Source organism: Gordonia desulfuricans NBRC 100010 (assembly GCF_001485495.1).
Classification (GTDB): Bacteria; Actinomycetota; Actinomycetes; order Mycobacteriales; family Mycobacteriaceae; genus Gordonia; species Gordonia desulfuricans.
Genome location: NZ_BCNF01000093.1, coordinates 1 through 16,441 on the forward strand (window position 1 = coordinate 1; position 16,441 = coordinate 16,441).

Here is a 16,441-nt window from a genome sequence, read left to right on the forward strand (position 1 = left end):
CCTCCGCCGGCCGACCTCACCAACGTGACCACCTCGGCGGCGATCACCACCGCTTCGAGGGTCGTCGCATCGCACAGTCGACGCACTGGCGTGCGGCCGGGAGCACCTCGAGGCGGTCGGGGCCGATCGCCGAGCCGCAGGCCTCACAGCGGCCGTAGGAGCCCGCACCGACACGGTCGAGGGCGGCGTCGATCTCCTCCAGACGGACGCGGGACCGCTCGATCAGGGCCGCCCGCCCGTCGTGTTCGCTCATCGTTGCCCGCTCATCATTCCCTGTGCTTGTCTGTCCCTTTGTACGCCGTGCAACCCACGAGATCCGACGACCACGGGTCCTGACGCTCTATGTCGCACGCGTGTGCGAACATGGTCATCGTGAGCGCACGCAAGAGCAGTGGACTGACCCCAGAAGACCTGGAGACGCTGGCCGCCGGAGTGACCGCAGGCAAGCGCGTGACGGTGTATCTCGCCGATCCGGTGCCCTCGCTCGGCCTCGAGGCGGGGGCGTCGGCGCGGGTGGTGTCCGTCGACGGCTCGACGGTGACGGTGAGCCCCAAGGGCGTCGACGATCAACTCCCGTTCGAGGCCAACGAGCTGCAGCGCACCCGCGTCTCGGCCACGACGCCCGCGGCAACCCGACGGCGACCCGCCGCCGCGCCGGTCACATCGGGCCCGTCGCAACCGCGAACTGCCGCACCCGCACCCCAGACGGCGACCGCAAACCGACCGAAGGGCGCTGCGGCGCCCAAGGCCGTCACGCCCTCGAAAACCCCTGCGCCGGTGCCGAAATCGCCGGCCGAGGACCACATCGGACAGCTTCGGGCGCAGCCGGCCACACCCAAGCCGACGCCGGTGCGAGCCACCCGATCGGCCAAGTCCTCGAAGGCCTCGGTCAGTGTCACAGTGACGGCGAGCGGGGAGGGGCCGTGGACGGTCGTGGTGTCCACCGGCAGCAAGAAGCACAAGTCCACCGAGGTGTCGGCAGACCGGGTGGCACGGGCGATGCGTGAACTCGGCGACGACGTCGCCATCGACGCCGTCGACGGTGTGATCGCCGCCGCGAGAGAAGCCGCCCAGAAGCGGATCGACGAACTCAGTCTCGAACTCGAGACCGCACGCGCGGCACTGGCCCAGCTCGACGGCAACGACGAGGGCCACTGACCGGATCACCTCCGCATCACCGCTGGGTGGTCAACACTCACACGTCGCCGTACGTCCGCCGACGACCAGCGGACGGTCGGTTTTACACCACACCTCATCGGCACTGAAGCGCCCATCACCCGACAGTGCGCAAAGTCGGGTGTGTCTATCCTGAGGCGTGATCTCCTCATCATCCCGGTCTCAGGCGTCAGGACGGATTCGTAGCGCAGCGTTCGCGACAAAAGTGATGTCCGCGGAGGAGGCGGTGGGCTTCATCCACCCCGCCGACACGGTCGCGATCAGCGGTTTCGGTGGTGCGGGCACGCCCAAGGCGGTCGTCCCGGCGCTGGCCGAGCGGATCCGGGAGACCCGGGCGACGGGCTCGAACTTCACGATCAACCTGCTGACCGGGGCCTCGGTGACCTCCCAGACCGAGAAGCTGCTCACCGAGGTCGACGGTATCGCCTTGCGCATGCCGTATCAGGCCGAGTCGACGGCCCGGAAGAAGATCAACGACGGCCGGATGGACTACGTCGACATCCATCTGTCGCATGTCGCCCAGCAGGTGTGGGAGGGCTACTACGGCAAGGTCGACGTCGCCGTCGTCGAGATCGCCGGGATCACCGAGGACGGCGAACTGATCCCGTCGTCGTCGATCGGCAACAACAAGACCTGGCTGGACGTCGCCGACAAGGTCATCCTCGAGGTCAACTCGTGGGTGCCCGCGGAGATGGAGGGTATGCACGATGTGTACTACGGCACCGCACTGCCACCCAACCGCACACCGATCCAGCTGACGCGGGTCGAGGACCGCATCGGTCAGCCGACGTTCCGGGTCGATCCGGCCAAAGTCATCGCGGTGGTGGAGACCCACGGTCGTGACGGCGCCAACCCGCTGACCCCCTCCGACGGCGTGAGCCAGGCGATCGCCGGCCATGTGCTGGACTTCTTCGCCCATGAGGTGCGTGCCGGGCGGCTGCCTGCCGACAGTCTGCTACCGCTGCAGGCGGGGATCGGCAATGTCGCCAATGCGGTGCTCGGCGGACTCGACCGCGGTGGTTACAAAGGTCTGACCTGCTATTCGGAAGTCATCCAGGACAGCATGCTGCGCCTGGTCAAGGACGGGACCGTGGCACATGCATCGGCCACCGCCCTCGCGCTCAGCGAGGAGGGGATCGAAGAGCTGACGGCGAACATCGACTTCTATCGCGAGCACATCATCCTGCGCCCGCAAGAGATCAGCAACCACCCCGAGATCGTCCGTCGGTTGGGCGTGATCGCGATGAACGGCATGCTCGAGGCCGATATCTACGGAAACGTGAACTCGACGCACGTCATGGGCACCAAGATCATGAACGGCATCGGCGGTTCGGGTGACTTCGCGCGCAACGGATATGTGTCGATGTTCTTGAGCCCGTCCACCGCGCGAGGCGGCACGATCTCGGCGATCGTGCCGATGGTGCCGCACGTCGACCACACCGAACACGACACCCAGGTCATCGTCACCGAACACGGTCTGGCGGATCTGCGCGGTCTGTCACCCCGTCGACGGGCGCATCTGATCATCGAGAACTGCGCGCACCCCGAGTACCGGCCGATGCTGCACGACTACTTCAAGCGGGCCGAGGCACAGCCCGGTGCCGGCCAGACACCGCACCTTCTCGGCGAGGCGTTCGGCTTCCACCAGCGCTATCTCGAGACCGGATCGATGCGCTGACCGTCGCAGACACCGGCGACGTCACTGCGCGGCCGGACGGTAGGCGGTGGTGACCTCCACGGGTGCCGGCATCGATTCGCCGTCACCGAAGTACACCGTCCACCGGGTGTCCGACTTCTCGTATAGCTCGGATGAGCCAGCCCGATAGAACACGAAGCCGCTGGTGGACGACCCGGCCTGACAGCTGTAGCCGAACTCGAAACCGGCGGGCGGCATGGGCCATGCACCACCGCTGCGTGCCACGCAGCGCCTGCCGTTGGCGAGTTCCAGTGCCCACGGGAAGGAATCCGGTCGCGGCGCATCCAGCACCGGCAGGGATCCGGAGTATCGGTATTCGGCGAGCTGTGTGGCCCACGGGGCGAAGGTGCACAGCAGCCTGCCGGTTCCCGGCCAGCAGGCATTCGCGCCGTCGGCGGCGGTGCCGCATCGGTACACCCCTGTGGTGGCGGCGCCGAGCGCATTGGTGCAGTACTCGATGGTGCTCGAACTCCACGACGCTCCGGTCTGCCCGACGACGAAACCGTTGATCGGGTTCCCGGAGCGGTCGGCGGCCACCACGTTCACCAGTGCGGGCCCGGAGGTCGAGGCCGAATCGTGGGACGCAGAGGACGAATCACCGGGCACCGCGGCGGATACTCCGGCCCGGGACTGGACGGTCGGGGTGCCGCCGGTGCTCACCGTACAGCCGACCAGCGCGCCGACCGCGGTGACCAGGATGGCCACGATCACGGCCGTACGGCCCCAACCGGTGTGGGCGTGGACGGTGCGGCGGGATCGTGGACTCGGCATGTCGCCGAATGCTATTCGAACGTCCCATCGGGTGAGTCGTCGACTCGCGTCTCAGCGGTCGCCCGCGTCCAGAATCGTCCGATCGGCCGACACACCCGGATGGCGACGGTGCGTCCGGTCGTACCGAGCAGGGATACGAAACCTCAACCGCGTGAACGAGATCGCCTCCGGTTCCACCATCGTCGACGATCGGCGGGCGGCGACCACACCCCGGATGAGACGAGATGGACGGTGAACGCCTCGGCGTCAGCCACCGACCCACCCCGTTGACGTCCCCGGGCCCAGGCCATGAAGGCTTCGACGAACGCATCGCCGAGCTGGGCTCGCGCCAGGGGCATGTGCCGTGCCACCTCTCCGGCCCGCTTGCGCAACAAGGCGTCTTCGGCGATCCGGAGCCGGTCGACGTCGAAACCCGCAGGGGCGGCGCCACCGGCGACCAACGCCCGGACCAACTCTTCTTGACGTTGCGCCAACGACATCCGCGCGGCGACGAGCTGTTCGCTCATGATGCGTCCTCCCACCACCTGCTGCCGGTCGTGATCCGGTCCATCCCCGCCGCATCGGCGATGCTGTCGAGTTCGGTGAGCAACTCGCGCGCCGGCGGGTAGCGTCCGTCGCGTTCGAGCATGAACGCCGGGACCCGCCCGGTGCCGGACAGACGGGCGACGAGTTCGAGGACCTCCGGCGGAACCGGCGCGGTATGGGTGTCGTGGTAGACGTGTCCATCCGATTCACCGCCTGCCACATGGCTGTACGCGATGCGATCGGTCGGCAGGCGATCCAGTTCGACGACCGGGTCGAGTCCTCGGTTGCGCGCACACGCATACACATTGGCGACGTCGACGAGGAGATACACGCCGGTGCGTTCCACCAGTTCGGTGAGGAACTCGGCATCGGAGTACTCGTCGTCGGGCCAGTCGAAGAGGGTCGCGATGTTCTCCACCGCCAGCGGAACCGGTATGCCGTCCTGAGTGCGTCGGATGTTCTCGGTGAGTACGTCGAGGGACTCGCGGGTGCGCGGGACGGGGAGTAGGTGACCGGCCTCCACACCGCCGGCCCGGACGAACGCGATGTGCTCGCTCACCACTGGTGACCCGAACTGTTCCGCGGCGTCGGCGAGTACCCGGATCCGCTCGGGTGTCACCGGTTCGGCACCGCCGAGCGACAATCCGATCCCGTGGGGGATCACCGGAACCCCCAGATCGCTGATCGCCTCGGTGGGGAAGTGCGGAACGCTCTCGGCGATGACCTCGACGAAGCCGAGTCCGGGGAGGCCGGCATGGACGGCGGCGATCTCCGGCCGCCATCCCACGCCGATCCCGGTGATCAATGGTGTCGTGTTCATGATGTTCACCCCTTCGCGGGTCTCGTCTGCTTCTCCGACTTGTCGTCGGCGCGGTGTCGTGGTCCAGTAGAGGGCCGTTGTGGTGCAGGGCCGTTGTGGTGCAGGACCGTTCGGGTGCCTTCTCGTCGAACGACCCTGCCCATCCGCCGCGGTACTCATCCACTGCGGTACTCATCCACCACAGCCGCCACCCCCTCCGCCGCCACCACAGCCTCCGCAGCCGCCTCCACCGCCACCCCCACCGCAGCCTCCGCCGCCACCACAGCCGCTGCCGCCCCCGCAGCCGCCACAGGAGAATCCCGAGCCGTCTCCGCCACCGTCGCCACCACCGGAGGAGATGTCCGCGGCGTACGACGCGGCCGCGACACCCGGCGCCAGATGGGTCAGTGCGAGAGGCCCGAACAGCCCGGCGGCGATGGCGAGGGCCCGAGATCAGTGCCGCGGACATGGATCACTTCTGGAATCCCTCACCGAATTCGGCCCGCGAGGCCGAGCGCGCCGCCGAAGCCCACCGGACCACCGCATCCGATGACACCAACCCCCTCACCAAAAGGGAACGTGAGGTCGCCGATCTGATCGCCCAGGGGCTCAGCAACCGCGCCATCGCCGACCAGCTGGTGGTCTCCCGCCGTACCGTCGACGGGCACGTCGAACGCATCCTCAACAAGCTCGGTGTGGGCTCCCGCACCCAGGTGGCGGCGTGGCTTCATGCGAGGTCGTGAAGAACCCGAACAAGCCGGTCACGGCACACCGTGACATCGGGTGTGTTGTGGCACCAACGGATTCTGGCAGGATCGACCCGATGGGCGGCGGGCGAGGTGAGAGGGGATCGGTTCGATCCGTCTCAGGGGAAACCCCTGGGTACATGTCACAGTTGGTTCCTGCGTCCGGCGCCACACGGCACGCTCCGCGTGCGACCCGGCGCCGCGGCACTGCGTTCTGGGTCACTGCACCCGTCGCCCATCGCCTCCCCACGACCGTGCCGGTACCCGGTGGTGCCGATGAGTGAGCCGTCCCTTCCGGCCGGCGAGGTCGCGGCGGCCGCCGCCGAGTTCTCCCGGATCCTCACCGCGTGGACGAGGTCGGAGATCGTACGCGCCGTGATCGCGGTCCTCCCGTACGACGTGGCGGCCGAGGCCGGCAACCGGCTCTTCGAGCGGACCCCGCACGAACCCCGTCACCCGGCGGCGGCCTTCGTCGCGGCACTGCAACCGTGGACGCTGCCGACGCCCGTCACGCGCACGTGGGACCTGACGGAGCCGGTCCGAGCAGACGGCCTCCCGGCGGGCCTGCCGGATCTCCACGACGTCGAGCAGTTCGCGTACTGGCTCGACTTCACCGTCCCGGAACTCGAATGGTTCGCCGATCGTGGGGGATGGCTGCGGACCGCTCGACCGCCGCTGCGGCACTATCGGATCTGGCGGCGTGCCAAACGTGACGGGGTGCGCGTCATCGAGGCTCCGAAACCTCGGATGCGAGAGACCCAGCGTCGCCTGCTGCGTCGGCTCGTGGAACGCATTCCGGCGCATCCCGCTGCTCGCGGCTTCGTCCCGGGTGGTTCGACCGCGGCCTTCGCCTGGCCCCACACCGATCGGCCGTCGGTACTGCGCGTGGATCTGCGGCATTGCTTCGAGACCGTGACCACCGCACGCGTCCGACGTGTCTTCGCAGATGTCGGCTACCCGCCCGCCATCGCACGTCTTCTTGCCGAGATCTGCACCACCGCAACGCCTGTCGACGAGCTGACCGACATCGACCACACCCATGCCTCGCTGCTGCGGTACCGGCATCTACCCCAGGGGGCGCCGACGTCGCCGCATCTGGCGAACCTGGTGATGCGCTCACTGGACCGCCGCCTGGACGGCTACGCCAGGCACAACGGACTGCGCTACACCCGCTATGGCGACGATCTCGCGTTGTCGGGGGACGACTTCGACGCCGACCGCGCGCTGTGGGTGGTGCTCCAGGTGGTCGGCGACGAGGGATTCCTCGTCCACCCCGGCAAGGTCCGGATCATGCACCGCCACCAGCAGCAGCGCCTGGCGGGACTGGTCGTCAACGACCGTCCACAGGTCGCCCGGGCCGACTACGACAACCTTCGGGCGTTGTTGCACAATGCGATCCGCGATGGCGCACAAGCCCAGAACCGGGACGCCCATCCCGACTTCCGGGCACATGTGTACGGTCTGATCGCCTGGATCGGGTCGACGGGAACGCTCCGCCGGGATCGCTTGCTGGAGATGGCGGCCCGGGTCGACTGGGATTCGTGACGATCACCGACCACCTCGGCGGAGCGGTCCTCACCGGTTCCCACCTCCGACTTCCGGACCTAGCTGACTGCGGTCAGGTGCAGGACGAGGGGGAGGGTCGCGACCGAGAGGACCGTCTGGGCTCCGGTGATCGAGGCCATCAGGCGGGCATCACCACCCATGCGTCGGGCCAGGATGTACGCCGATGGCGCGGTGGGGACCGCGCAGATGATCACGATCGCCGCGAGGGCGGTCGCGGTCACCCCGAATGCCGAGGCGATGGCCGCGCCCGCCAGGGGGAGTGCGACCAGTTTGAGCGCGGCGGTCAGCACGATGTCGATGCTGTCGCGCAGGCCGATGCGCACGGTGATGGCCGCGCCGGCGACCAGGGTCCCGGTGACCAGTGCGGGTTGGGCGAGCATCTCGATCGGCGCCGCGACGACGGCGGGCAGACCGATACCGCCGAGATTGAGGGCGAGCCCGGCCACACATCCCTGGATGAGCGGGTTGGTCACCAGCTGGCGCACGATGGCGCGCGGTCCTCCGGCACCCTCGCCGAGGGCCTGACCGTAGATCGACAAGGTGGTCACCGAGACGATGTTGACCAGCGGCACCATGATGGCCGCGGCAAGCGCGAAGGCGGCGATCCCGTTGGCGCCGTGCAGGGCTGAGGCGAACACGAGCCCGATGTAGGTGTTGATCCGGACGCTGCCCTGGACCAGTGACGTCAGTTGCGGACCGTCGGCGCGCATGGGCCGGCGCAGGGCCACCAACAGCACGGCGAACGTGAGGACCGGGACCGCGAGGCTCACGACCATCGGGACGAGGGAGATCTCGGTGAGCGGGGTCTGGGCGATCGATTCGACGAACAGCGCCGGGGTGAACACGTGATAGCTCATCCACTCGGTGCCCCGCCAGAAGCGGTCGTCGGTGACGAAGCGACGTTTGAGTACGGCGCCGAGGGCGAGGATGAGCACGATCGGGATGATCGCGGTGGTCACGAGCTGCATTCCCACGACTGTGATGCAATGGGTCAGTGCAGTTCAACCATGACAACATGACGGGCGCGATACTGGCGGCCGACCTCGTCAACCTCCTGGCCGACGATCGCTGGACGATCGTGGCCGTCGGCGAGGTGTTCGCCGAGCACTCGATCCGGTGGCCCGACCTGGACGACCGGACGTTGATCGAACTGCGCCGATGGACCACCCGACTGCGCACGGTGTTCACCGCGGCGACCGAGAAGCGCCGATGCGAGGCCATCAACGCACTCCTCGTCGACGGCGTCGCCAGCATGTATCTCACGACACATGATGGGCTACGGCCGCATCTGCATTTCACGCCGGACGAGGACGACGTGGTGAGCCGGATCATGGCGGTCACCGCCGGCGGCCTGGCGATCTTCACCGTCGAGGCCGACGGCCGGCGACTCGGACGATGTGCGCGCATGGGATGCCGACAGGTGTTCGTCGACACCAGCCGCAACGGTCGCCGCGCCTATTGCTGTACCCGCTGCGGCAACACCGACGCGGTACAGCGTCATCGAGCAAGGGCGGCGGCCGAGCGCGGTAATGAGTGAAAGGCACCAAGCCATTGCGCGAGACTGCGGGACTGCGGGACCCGGCGGATCAGCCCTGCCCGCCACTGTCATCCACGATGCCGTGGAGCGCCATCTCGATCATGGTCTCCCGCCGAGGATTTCACCAATTCCCTGCCGGTATGGCGTGATGGGGAAGTCGGGGAAACGCGCAGCGAACTTGGTGGAGTCGAAGATGTTGTCGACACCGTATCGCGGTATCAGTTCGGATACCTCTTTCGCAGACTTGTCGAACAGGCTGCCGATGGTGAAGGCGACCGCGGGGATCGTCGCATGGCGGATGCGGTGGCCGGTGATCTCGCGGGCCACCGAGATCATGTCCGCGTAGCTCGGCCGCGCGGGGTCGACCGGAAGATGCCAGGTCTGGCCGTAGGCGTCGGGCGTGTTTCCGATCAGGCCCATCGCGCGGGCGGCATCGGGTGTCCAGATCAGGCTGCGTCGGGTGTGCGCGCTGACCGGGATCATGGCCCGCCGACCCTGCCGAATCCGGTCGAAGACCGCAGAATTGGTGAGGCTCTTGGTTTTTCCCGGCCCGTAGAACTCTGGCGCGCGACAGATCACGGCGTCGACGGCACCGGTGCGCATCTCGTCGAGCAGCATGGTCGCGATCGTGGCGCGGACAACCGACTTGCGGCCGGCCGGCCGGAACTCGGTGTCCTCGGTCTGCGGGGTCGAGGTACGCGGATACATGTAGGTGTTGTCGAAGAAGACCAGCTTGGTGCCGTGTTCCCGGCATGCGGCGATCGTGTTGGCCATGATGGCCGGGAACTGCCGTTCCCACCGTGTCGAGTCCATCGGCAGGCCGACGGTCAGGTAGGCGATGTCACTGCCCTGGACGGCGCGGGAAGCGGCGTCCGGGTCGGTGAGGTCGGCAGCAAGGAGCTGATCGGTGTCATGCCTGCGCACCGGATTCCGGCTGACCAGACGGATCTCGTCGGTAATGTTCTCGTACAGGTAGTCGGTCAGCACTTCGGCGATCTGCCCATTGGCGCCCAGAACGGTCTGCATCTGTTCCTCAACTCGGGGATCGTCGGGCGCCTCAACCGGGATCAGGATCGATTGGCCACCGAGATCGGCTCGACGGCGTCGCGATTCGGTCCGTTCGTCGACCATGGCGGCGCGGGCACCCATGAATGTTTACATCGCTCACATCAGGTTACGGCCGAAGGTGGGTAGCGTCAACACCGCCACGCATCGACCCATGGCAGTCATCCGGACCGCACATGACCGGCCCCTCGGCGGAGCCGCGTCGACAATCGAGCACAATGGGCGGACGAACACGACGGGCGGACGAAGGAGGTTCGACAATGGCGGCCGACACCAAGAAGACCTATCACCACGGCGATCTCCGTGCGGCGCTGCTGGAGTCGGCAATGGCCATGCTCGAGCGCGGCGAGTCGTTCTCCATCCGCGCCGTCGCCCGCGAGGCCGGGGTCTCCGCGACCGCGCCGTACCGGCACTTCCCCGATCGTGATGCACTGGAGTCCGCGTTGGCCGCCCAGGGACTCCGCGACCTCAGGGCCGGCCTGACCCGGGAACGTGAACTCCCCGGCACCGTCGAGGAACTCGCCGACCTCGGCGGGGCATACGTGGAGTTCGCACTGCGCCGACCGGCGCTGTTCCGCCTGATGTTCGGTAACGAGTGCGACCACGAGAGCGAGGAGCGCGTGCGTGCCGCCGCCGAGGTGCACGAGTTGCTGGCGACCGCCATCACCAGGGTGTTTCCCGACTCCGACCCGATGGATCTCGCACTCGGCGGGTGGGGCCTGGTGCACGGCATGGCCTACCTCTACCTGGACCGAAAACTGACCAGCCCCTCGATCGGCAGCGTCGTCGCGCAGGTCCGATCCTCGTTCATCGCCGTCCTCGAAGCCGGGGCGGCCTCGACCCATAGCTGATCGCGCCCGCGACGCCAACAGCATCATTGACGCCTTCGGCCATCACCGCTAGCCTCCATGTAAGCAGTGCTCACATGGATGTGCGCTCGACTCGTCCGCGCGTGCCGGGACACCGCGATACCACCGAGGCCGCACCGTCCATCGAGAAGGAGGCCGACCATGCCCACCCGCATCCTCGACGTCGTCACCAACGTCGGACACTACGACGACCCCGAACACCGCACCGGACTGTGGCTGTCCGAACTCACCCACGCGTGGAAGATCTTCGAGGACAGCGGTTTCGAGCAGACCCTCGTTAGCCCGGACGGCGGCGCCGTCCCACTGGAACCGCGTTCGCTGAAGTTCCCCAACTACGACAAGACCGCCAAGGCGTGGCGCGCCGACCCGGCCAGGATGTCGCTGCTGGAAGGCACCCGGGCTCCAGCCGACGTCGACCCCGCCGACTACGACGCCATCTTCTTCACCGGCGGCCACGCGGTGATGTACGACTTCCTCGACAACCCCGGACTGCAAGGGATCACACGCGAGATCTATGAGCGCGGCGGTGTCGTCGCCTCGGTCTGCCACGGCTACTGCGGGTTGCTCAACACCCGTCTCTCCGACGGTTCCTATCTGATCGCGGGAAAGAAGATGACCGGGTTCGCCTGGCAGGAAGAGGTTCTCGCACGGGTGAACTCACTCGTCCCGTACAACGCCGAGCAACTCGCGAAAGAACGCGGCGCCCTCTACGAGAAGGCACGACTGCCGTTCGTCTCCTACACGGTCGTCGACGGCAATCTGGTCACCGGACAGAACCCGGGCTCGGCCAAGGAGACCGCAGAGAAGGTCGCCGCGCTTCTCTGACCATCACCAGGGCCATCACCGAACCGCGTAGAGCCGCGTGACGGCATCCACGAGTTCGGTGAGCCCGTTCGGTCGCGCATCCCGCCACCAGACCAGGTGCACCGGGATGCGCGGCCCGTCCTTGACGGGTCGATAGACGATTCCGGGGCGGACATGATGGTCGGCGGTCGCCGCGGCCGTGCTCCCGACGCCGCGTCCTGCCGCGATGGCGTCGAGCCAGCTGTCGACGTCGGTGGTCTCGATGAACTCGGGCGGGTGCTCGAAACCACGCCACAGCTCCTCACCGGTGGTTCCCGAACGAGGGTCGATCACCACGGTGCGTTCGGCGATCTCGGCCATCGTGACCTGGCGGCGCCTGGCCCATCGGGGGTCGTCGGAGGCGTATGCGACGAAGCGTTGTTCGAGACCGACGACCACCGAATCGAAGCGGCGCACGTCCACCGTGCGGCGCACGATCGCCACGTCGCACAGCCCCTCGGCCAGGCCCGCCGTGGGGGAGTTGTGTCGCGCGAGTTCGAGCTGGATCGCCTCGTGGTCTCGGGCCCATTGCCGCTGCAGGGGAGCGGTGTGACGCCCGAGTGCGGCCCACGCGTATCCGAGCCGTAGTTGTCCGTGCCGGGTCTGCAGGAACTGCTCGAACCGTTCCGCCTCGGCGAGCAGGCGACGCGCATGGGGGAGGACCTCGAGTCCGGCGCTGGTCAGTTCACACCCGCGCGGTACGCGACGGAGCAGCCGATCGCCGATCACACGCTCCGCCGAGGCGATCGTGCGCGAGACCGCGGCCTGCGAGATGTGCAGTTCCGCAGCCGCATCGGTGAACGAACCCAGCTCGGCGCACATGACGAAGACCCGTAATTCCCGCAGGGTGACATCCATAACCAAACCGTATGGCACCTCCGATTCATGCACTACTCGAATCGCCGACCAGCACCTACCGTGAGTCCGTGACCAGTCAGCACACCGCCACGCACCCATCGAGGCCGACGCACTCGGCGGAGACCGCCGGCCCGCGGCAGCGGGCCGAGGGTATCGCGATGATGCTCGGCAGTTCGGCGTCGAATCAGGTCGGTGCAGCGCTGGGCGCCATGGCCTTCCCGACGATCGGTCCGGTCGGTGTGGTGGCCGTTCGACAGTGCGTCACCGCGGCCGTGTTGTTGCCGGCTGTTCGTCCGGACTTCCGGGGCCTGAGCCGCGGGCAGTGGCTGCCGGCCCTCGGGCTCACCGTGGTGTTCAGTGTCATGAATCTCGGCCTGTACCTGGCCATCGAACGAATCGGGTTGGGCCTGGCGGTCACGTTGGAGTTCCTGGGGCCGCTGACCGTCGCGATCGTCGCCTCCGGCCGCGTCCTCGACATCGGGTGTGCGATCGTCGCCGCCGCCGGTGTCGTCGTGCTCACCGATCCCGGGCCGACCACCGACGTCCTCGGCGTTGCGTTCGCGCTGGCTGCCGCCGCATCATGGGCCGCCTATATCCTGTTGAACCGCAGTGTCGGCCAACAGATCCCGGGCCTACAGGGCACGGCCGTCGCGAGTGCGGTGACAGGCGGACTCTGGCTCCCGGTGGCCGCGATCTGGTTTGTCATCCACCCGCCGACGACGGCCGCGATGGTCCTTGCCATCGCTTGCGGACTACTGTCGTCCCTCGTCCCCTACATCTCGGATGTGGTGGCACTGCGTCGTGTTCCGGCGGCGATGTTCGGGACCTTCTCGAGCATCAGCCCGGTCTGGGCCGCCCTCGCGGGATGGCTGATGCTCGGACAATCCCTCGCCTCGACGAATGGGTGGGTATCGGCCTGATCGTGGCAAGCAACATGATGGTCTCACTGCTGGTGTCCCGTCGTGTTTCGTTGTCGGGCAGGCCTTCCCGAGGACGGTGACCGGCAGGTCACCCGAGCCGAGCGGCCTGCTCGTGTCCGGGGTCGACGACCATCACGACGAGCAACTCCGCAGTCGCGTCGAGGGGAAGATCGCCTGGCCGAATCGGAACCGGGACGATGATCCCGAACAGGCCTGCGGACTCGACGCGGCCCACCTGCCCGGCGGTGCCGGCGACCACGCCACCCACGTCGGCCAGGACCCCTGAGATGTTGAGCCGGGGATCATCGAGATCGACTCGGACACGTCCGCCCTCCGCCGGTACGGTTGGCCCGAAACATGGTGCGGGACCGACGATCGTGAGTGTGCGACGTCCGCGGTCGGCGGCAGCTCTGGCGTTCGCCGCATCCGCGGGCGTCGGTGCGGTCAGTTCGAGGTCGTCGAGGACGACGTAGACCCCACCGGCGCCGAACTCCGCTCCATCGTCGGCCACGATATCGGTGGCGAACCTGTCGGCGGCGTCCACCGACCGGCGGAGCTCGCGAGGCGATTGCCCGGGAGCGGGGGAGGCCTCGTAATACAGCTGTTCGACCGTTGCGACGACACCGGTCGCCTCCACTCCGCCGGGAGCATTCTCATGCCAGGACAACGTCAGTAGCATCGGCTGTCCGCATGGATCGCCGTGGCCGGGATCCCATCGGGCGAAGGCCTCACCCACGCCGACGACGTCGCATTCGCGATCCCAGCGGGTGCCGCTCTCAGGACCGGTCGGCGACGGATGCGCTGTGAGCCGTCCGCGTACCGTGTCACCGATACGCGGGGGCTTTCGGCAGCAGCCGTACTCGAAGGCGTCGATGTAGACGCCGATTTGCGGGGAGCTCGGGGAAGAACTGAAGGTCAACTCACTCATCGGAAGTTCGACAGACCGGCGCGCGAAGGCGTCGGGTTCCGATGCACCGCCGACGAGGGTACAGACCTCACCCGGCCCTGTCCACAGCCAATCACGCAGGTGTGGTGGCGATCTGACCTATAGCGGGTGGGACTACCGGGTCACCTCGGTGACGAACTCCGCTATCGCGTCCTGCATCTGCTGTAGTCCGGGTTCTTCGATGGGGTAGTGGCCGCCGTTGTCGAGCATGACGGTGGTCACCGGCCCGCGTGAGATCCTCGACAGCACAGGCTTGCTCAGCTCCAGCGGGGACCACCGATCTTCGGCGGGTTGGGTGAGCAGGATCGGGCAGGCGTCGAATTCCCCAGGCTCGACGGCGGGGGCAGGTCATGCCGACGATGGCGCGCAGCGTGCCCTTGGACGCCTTGGCTGCCACGTGATAGGTGAGCATGCCGCCGGCACTGAGGCCGTCGAGCACGATCGGCGGATCCGATCATGACAGCGGTCAACAACAACGCTATCGCCGAATGGAAGGCCGGACTCACCACGTACTGGAGGGATGCCATTACTGCCGGCGAGCTACCCGAAACAGATCTCGACATCGGGGTGGGGTCGCTGATGACGATGATGGTCGGGCTCCAGGTGACAGCCGTACTCGGTGCGGGCGAATCGACTGATCGAGTCCAGATCGCACTCCTTGACTCGATACTCGGCGTCACGTCCGAGCCATCGTTGAGGTGACGACGGGGATCGTTGCTGCACAACGCAGCGACCCATCAGCCTGGGGTCGGGACGCGATAGAGGCGCCGGGGCGCTCGCCTGTATCACCGGACTCGACACAACCGTTGCGTACCCGGGAACATAGCCAATCGCTGGAATGGCCTAAACCGGATTCGACACCACCGCCGGGGCGGCTGGGTAGCAATACGTCACTGTGACGTTTTGGCACACTGAAACCCCGACGCGAGAGAAGCGATCAAGAGGACGCGTAGCGATCTTGCGAGATAGAGAGCCATCCGCAACTAGGCAAGTCTCGCAGCCGAACCACACAACGATGCCCGCCAGCCCAGGGACAGAACATGTCCCATTACAGAACGGAAGTCGCGATCGGCTTTGCGGAGATCCACCAATCTCGGCGAACATTTGCGGCCGTCGTCGATCACAGGCCGGTCTGGCTGGAGACGACCGCCAACCAGCCTCAGCACGCTTCGAGTCGATATCACTAGGTGCGTTGCGTGCCGATAAGATACATTATGTTAAGTAAAACACTGCATATTGCATCAGATGCATGTGGGGACTTTCTCATGGCCATGGACAACCCCGCGATCTTGCTCACCCCTACATCTTGTGGTCGCAAGAACCTGTTCCACGCACCGTCAATCAGGAAGAGCCTACAAACCCGGGGCGGTTCATCCTATAGAAGTCGGAACTAAACCTGGAGTACTTTTCATGTTGGTCTGGAGCAGGAAGTGGGCAAAGGATGGCGATCGCCGATAGTGATGATCTGGACCCGAGGTGGGTTCGCTCGCGGGCGCGGCTGTTGGATGCTGCCGCGACCCTGCTCAGCAGCGGTGGGGTCGAAGCGGTCACCGTGGGGGCTGTAACCCGGCTATCTCACGTAGCCCGCACCACGCTGTATCGACATTTTGAGAGCACCACTGACCTGGTGACAGCGACCTTCGAGCGGCTGTTACCTCAGGTGGACAAACCTGAAACCTCGCAGTCGATTCGCGATGACCTGGTCAAATTGATGCAACGGCAGGCCGCCCTCATCGAACAAGCTCCGTTGCAGTTGACCACACTGGCATGGTTGGCAATGGTTCCCAAGCAACATGGCGAAGAACCAAACACACTGGCGCCGTTGCGGATGCGAGTTGTCGACCAGTACCGAGAACCCTTCGATCGAGTGTTGACAAGTAGCGCGGCCGTCGCTGAGCTCGACGATCCGGACTTGACCATGGCGATCACTCAGCTGGTAGGCCCTCTGGTATTCGCCAAGCTTACCGGGATTCGCGCGATGAATGTCGCTGATCTCGAGCGCCTCGTCGATGACTTTCTTGCGGCGCACAGGCGGCGCCTGCCTACTTAGCCTCCCCCCTTTCATTGCTACGCTACAACTTGTAGCGTAGCGATACCGGTGGTTCCGATGTGGGCCAGATGAGT

At 66.7% G+C, this 16,441-nt stretch carries 16 protein-coding genes and 3 pseudogenes; 10 read left to right on the plus strand and 9 right to left on the minus strand.

Features of this window, described 5'->3' with window-relative positions:
* Window positions 1-43: 43 nt before the first annotated feature.
* A pseudogene (locus GD1_RS15425) lies at window positions 44-229 on the minus strand (TraR/DksA family transcriptional regulator); the annotation flags it as partial.
* A gap of 134 nt (window positions 230-363) precedes the next feature.
* Between GD1_RS15425 and GD1_RS15430 the strand changes: the two are divergent.
* Window positions 364-1,158, plus strand: a complete 795-nt coding sequence (locus GD1_RS15430) for a DUF6319 family protein (protein WP_059038066.1) — start codon at window positions 364-366, stop codon at window positions 1,156-1,158.
* A gap of 157 nt (window positions 1,159-1,315) precedes the next feature.
* Window positions 1,316-2,854 (plus strand): succinyl-CoA:acetate CoA-transferase ScpC, encoded by a 1,539-nt coding sequence (gene scpC, locus GD1_RS15435; protein WP_059038032.1) that lies wholly within the window; start codon window positions 1,316-1,318, stop codon window positions 2,852-2,854.
* 21 nt (window positions 2,855-2,875) lie between these two features.
* On the opposite strand, the gene GD1_RS15440 is transcribed toward scpC, so the two are convergent.
* The 3 genes from GD1_RS15440 to GD1_RS15450 form a co-directional block, all read right to left on the minus strand.
* On the minus strand, window positions 2,876-3,643 hold the full coding sequence (locus GD1_RS15440; protein ID WP_059038034.1) for a hypothetical protein: 768 nt from the start codon (window positions 3,641-3,643) through the stop codon (window positions 2,876-2,878).
* Window positions 3,644-3,786: 143 nt separating this feature from the next.
* Window positions 3,787-4,149, minus strand: a complete 363-nt coding sequence (locus GD1_RS15445) for an SCO6045 C-terminal-like domain-containing protein (RefSeq protein WP_053776042.1) — start codon at window positions 4,147-4,149, stop codon at window positions 3,787-3,789.
* A complete protein-coding gene (locus GD1_RS15450; RefSeq protein WP_053776045.1) occupies window positions 4,146-4,988 on the minus strand; it encodes an MbnB/TglH/ChrH family RiPP precursor modification enzyme in 843 nt (280 codons plus the stop codon). The genes GD1_RS15445 and GD1_RS15450 overlap by 4 nt, the downstream gene beginning before the upstream one ends.
* A 530-nt stretch (window positions 4,989-5,518) precedes the next feature.
* On the opposite strand from GD1_RS15450, the pseudogene GD1_RS15455 reads away from it, so the two are divergent.
* Window positions 5,519-5,710 (plus strand): annotated as a pseudogene (locus GD1_RS15455) (helix-turn-helix domain-containing protein); the annotation flags it as partial.
* A 279-nt stretch (window positions 5,711-5,989) separates the two neighbouring features.
* The gene (locus GD1_RS15460) at window positions 5,990-7,258 is read left to right on the plus strand and encodes a reverse transcriptase family protein (RefSeq protein WP_053776044.1); all 1,269 of its coding nucleotides are present in this window, start codon (window positions 5,990-5,992) and stop codon (window positions 7,256-7,258) included.
* A gap of 59 nt (window positions 7,259-7,317) precedes the next feature.
* Here GD1_RS15460 and GD1_RS15465 read toward each other — a convergent pair whose 3' ends face one another.
* The gene (locus GD1_RS15465) at window positions 7,318-8,247 is read right to left on the minus strand and encodes an AEC family transporter (protein WP_020791238.1); all 930 of its coding nucleotides are present in this window, start codon (window positions 8,245-8,247) and stop codon (window positions 7,318-7,320) included.
* 47 nt (window positions 8,248-8,294) lie between these two features.
* Between GD1_RS15465 and GD1_RS15470 the strand changes: the two genes are divergently transcribed.
* The gene (locus GD1_RS15470; protein ID WP_202927140.1) at window positions 8,295-8,816 is read left to right on the plus strand and encodes a CGNR zinc finger domain-containing protein; all 522 of its coding nucleotides are present in this window, start codon (window positions 8,295-8,297) and stop codon (window positions 8,814-8,816) included.
* A 99-nt stretch (window positions 8,817-8,915) separates the two neighbouring features.
* Here GD1_RS15470 and GD1_RS15475 read toward each other — a convergent pair whose 3' ends face one another.
* On the minus strand, window positions 8,916-9,842 hold the full coding sequence (locus GD1_RS15475) for an NAD-dependent epimerase/dehydratase family protein (RefSeq protein WP_059038069.1): 927 nt from the start codon (window positions 9,840-9,842) through the stop codon (window positions 8,916-8,918).
* 299 nt (window positions 9,843-10,141) lie between these two features.
* On the opposite strand from GD1_RS15475, the gene GD1_RS15480 reads away from it, so the two are divergent.
* Together GD1_RS15480 and GD1_RS15485 are read left to right on the plus strand one after the other, a co-directional pair.
* The gene (locus GD1_RS15480) at window positions 10,142-10,732 is read left to right on the plus strand and encodes a TetR/AcrR family transcriptional regulator (RefSeq protein ID WP_059038038.1); all 591 of its coding nucleotides are present in this window, start codon (window positions 10,142-10,144) and stop codon (window positions 10,730-10,732) included.
* A gap of 159 nt (window positions 10,733-10,891) precedes the next feature.
* Window positions 10,892-11,575 carry a type 1 glutamine amidotransferase domain-containing protein gene (locus GD1_RS15485; RefSeq protein ID WP_059038039.1) on the plus strand — a complete coding sequence of 228 codons (684 nt, stop codon included), beginning with the start codon at window positions 10,892-10,894 and terminating at the stop codon, window positions 11,573-11,575.
* 15 nt (window positions 11,576-11,590) lie between these two features.
* Here the strand turns inward: GD1_RS15485 and GD1_RS15490 are convergent, their stop codons facing one another.
* Window positions 11,591-12,451, minus strand: coding sequence for a LysR family transcriptional regulator (locus GD1_RS15490; RefSeq protein ID WP_059038041.1), 861 nt, complete (start codon window positions 12,449-12,451; stop codon window positions 11,591-11,593).
* A gap of 68 nt (window positions 12,452-12,519) precedes the next feature.
* Between GD1_RS15490 and GD1_RS15495 the strand changes: the two genes are divergently transcribed.
* Window positions 12,520-13,371, plus strand: coding sequence for an EamA family transporter (locus GD1_RS15495; RefSeq protein WP_244882775.1), 852 nt, complete (start codon window positions 12,520-12,522; stop codon window positions 13,369-13,371).
* Window positions 13,372-13,459: 88 nt separating this feature from the next.
* Here GD1_RS15495 and GD1_RS15500 read toward each other — a convergent pair whose 3' ends face one another.
* Both GD1_RS15500 and GD1_RS25470 read right to left on the minus strand, forming a co-directional pair.
* Window positions 13,460-14,299 carry a hypothetical protein gene (locus GD1_RS15500; RefSeq protein WP_202927141.1) on the minus strand — a complete coding sequence of 280 codons (840 nt, stop codon included), beginning with the start codon at window positions 14,297-14,299 and terminating at the stop codon, window positions 13,460-13,462.
* 132 nt (window positions 14,300-14,431) lie between these two features.
* Window positions 14,432-14,762, minus strand: a pseudogene (locus GD1_RS25470) (alpha/beta fold hydrolase); the annotation flags it as partial.
* Between the two features lie 11 nt (window positions 14,763-14,773).
* Here GD1_RS25470 and GD1_RS15505 point away from each other — a divergent pair.
* Window positions 14,774-15,019, plus strand: a complete 246-nt coding sequence (locus tag GD1_RS15505; RefSeq protein WP_059038043.1) for a hypothetical protein — start codon at window positions 14,774-14,776, stop codon at window positions 15,017-15,019.
* Window positions 15,020-15,758: 739 nt separating this feature from the next.
* Entirely contained in the window at window positions 15,759-16,367 is a 609-nt protein-coding gene (locus GD1_RS15510) for a TetR/AcrR family transcriptional regulator (RefSeq protein ID WP_059038045.1), read from the plus strand.
* The last annotated feature ends 74 nt before the right edge of the window (window positions 16,368-16,441 follow it).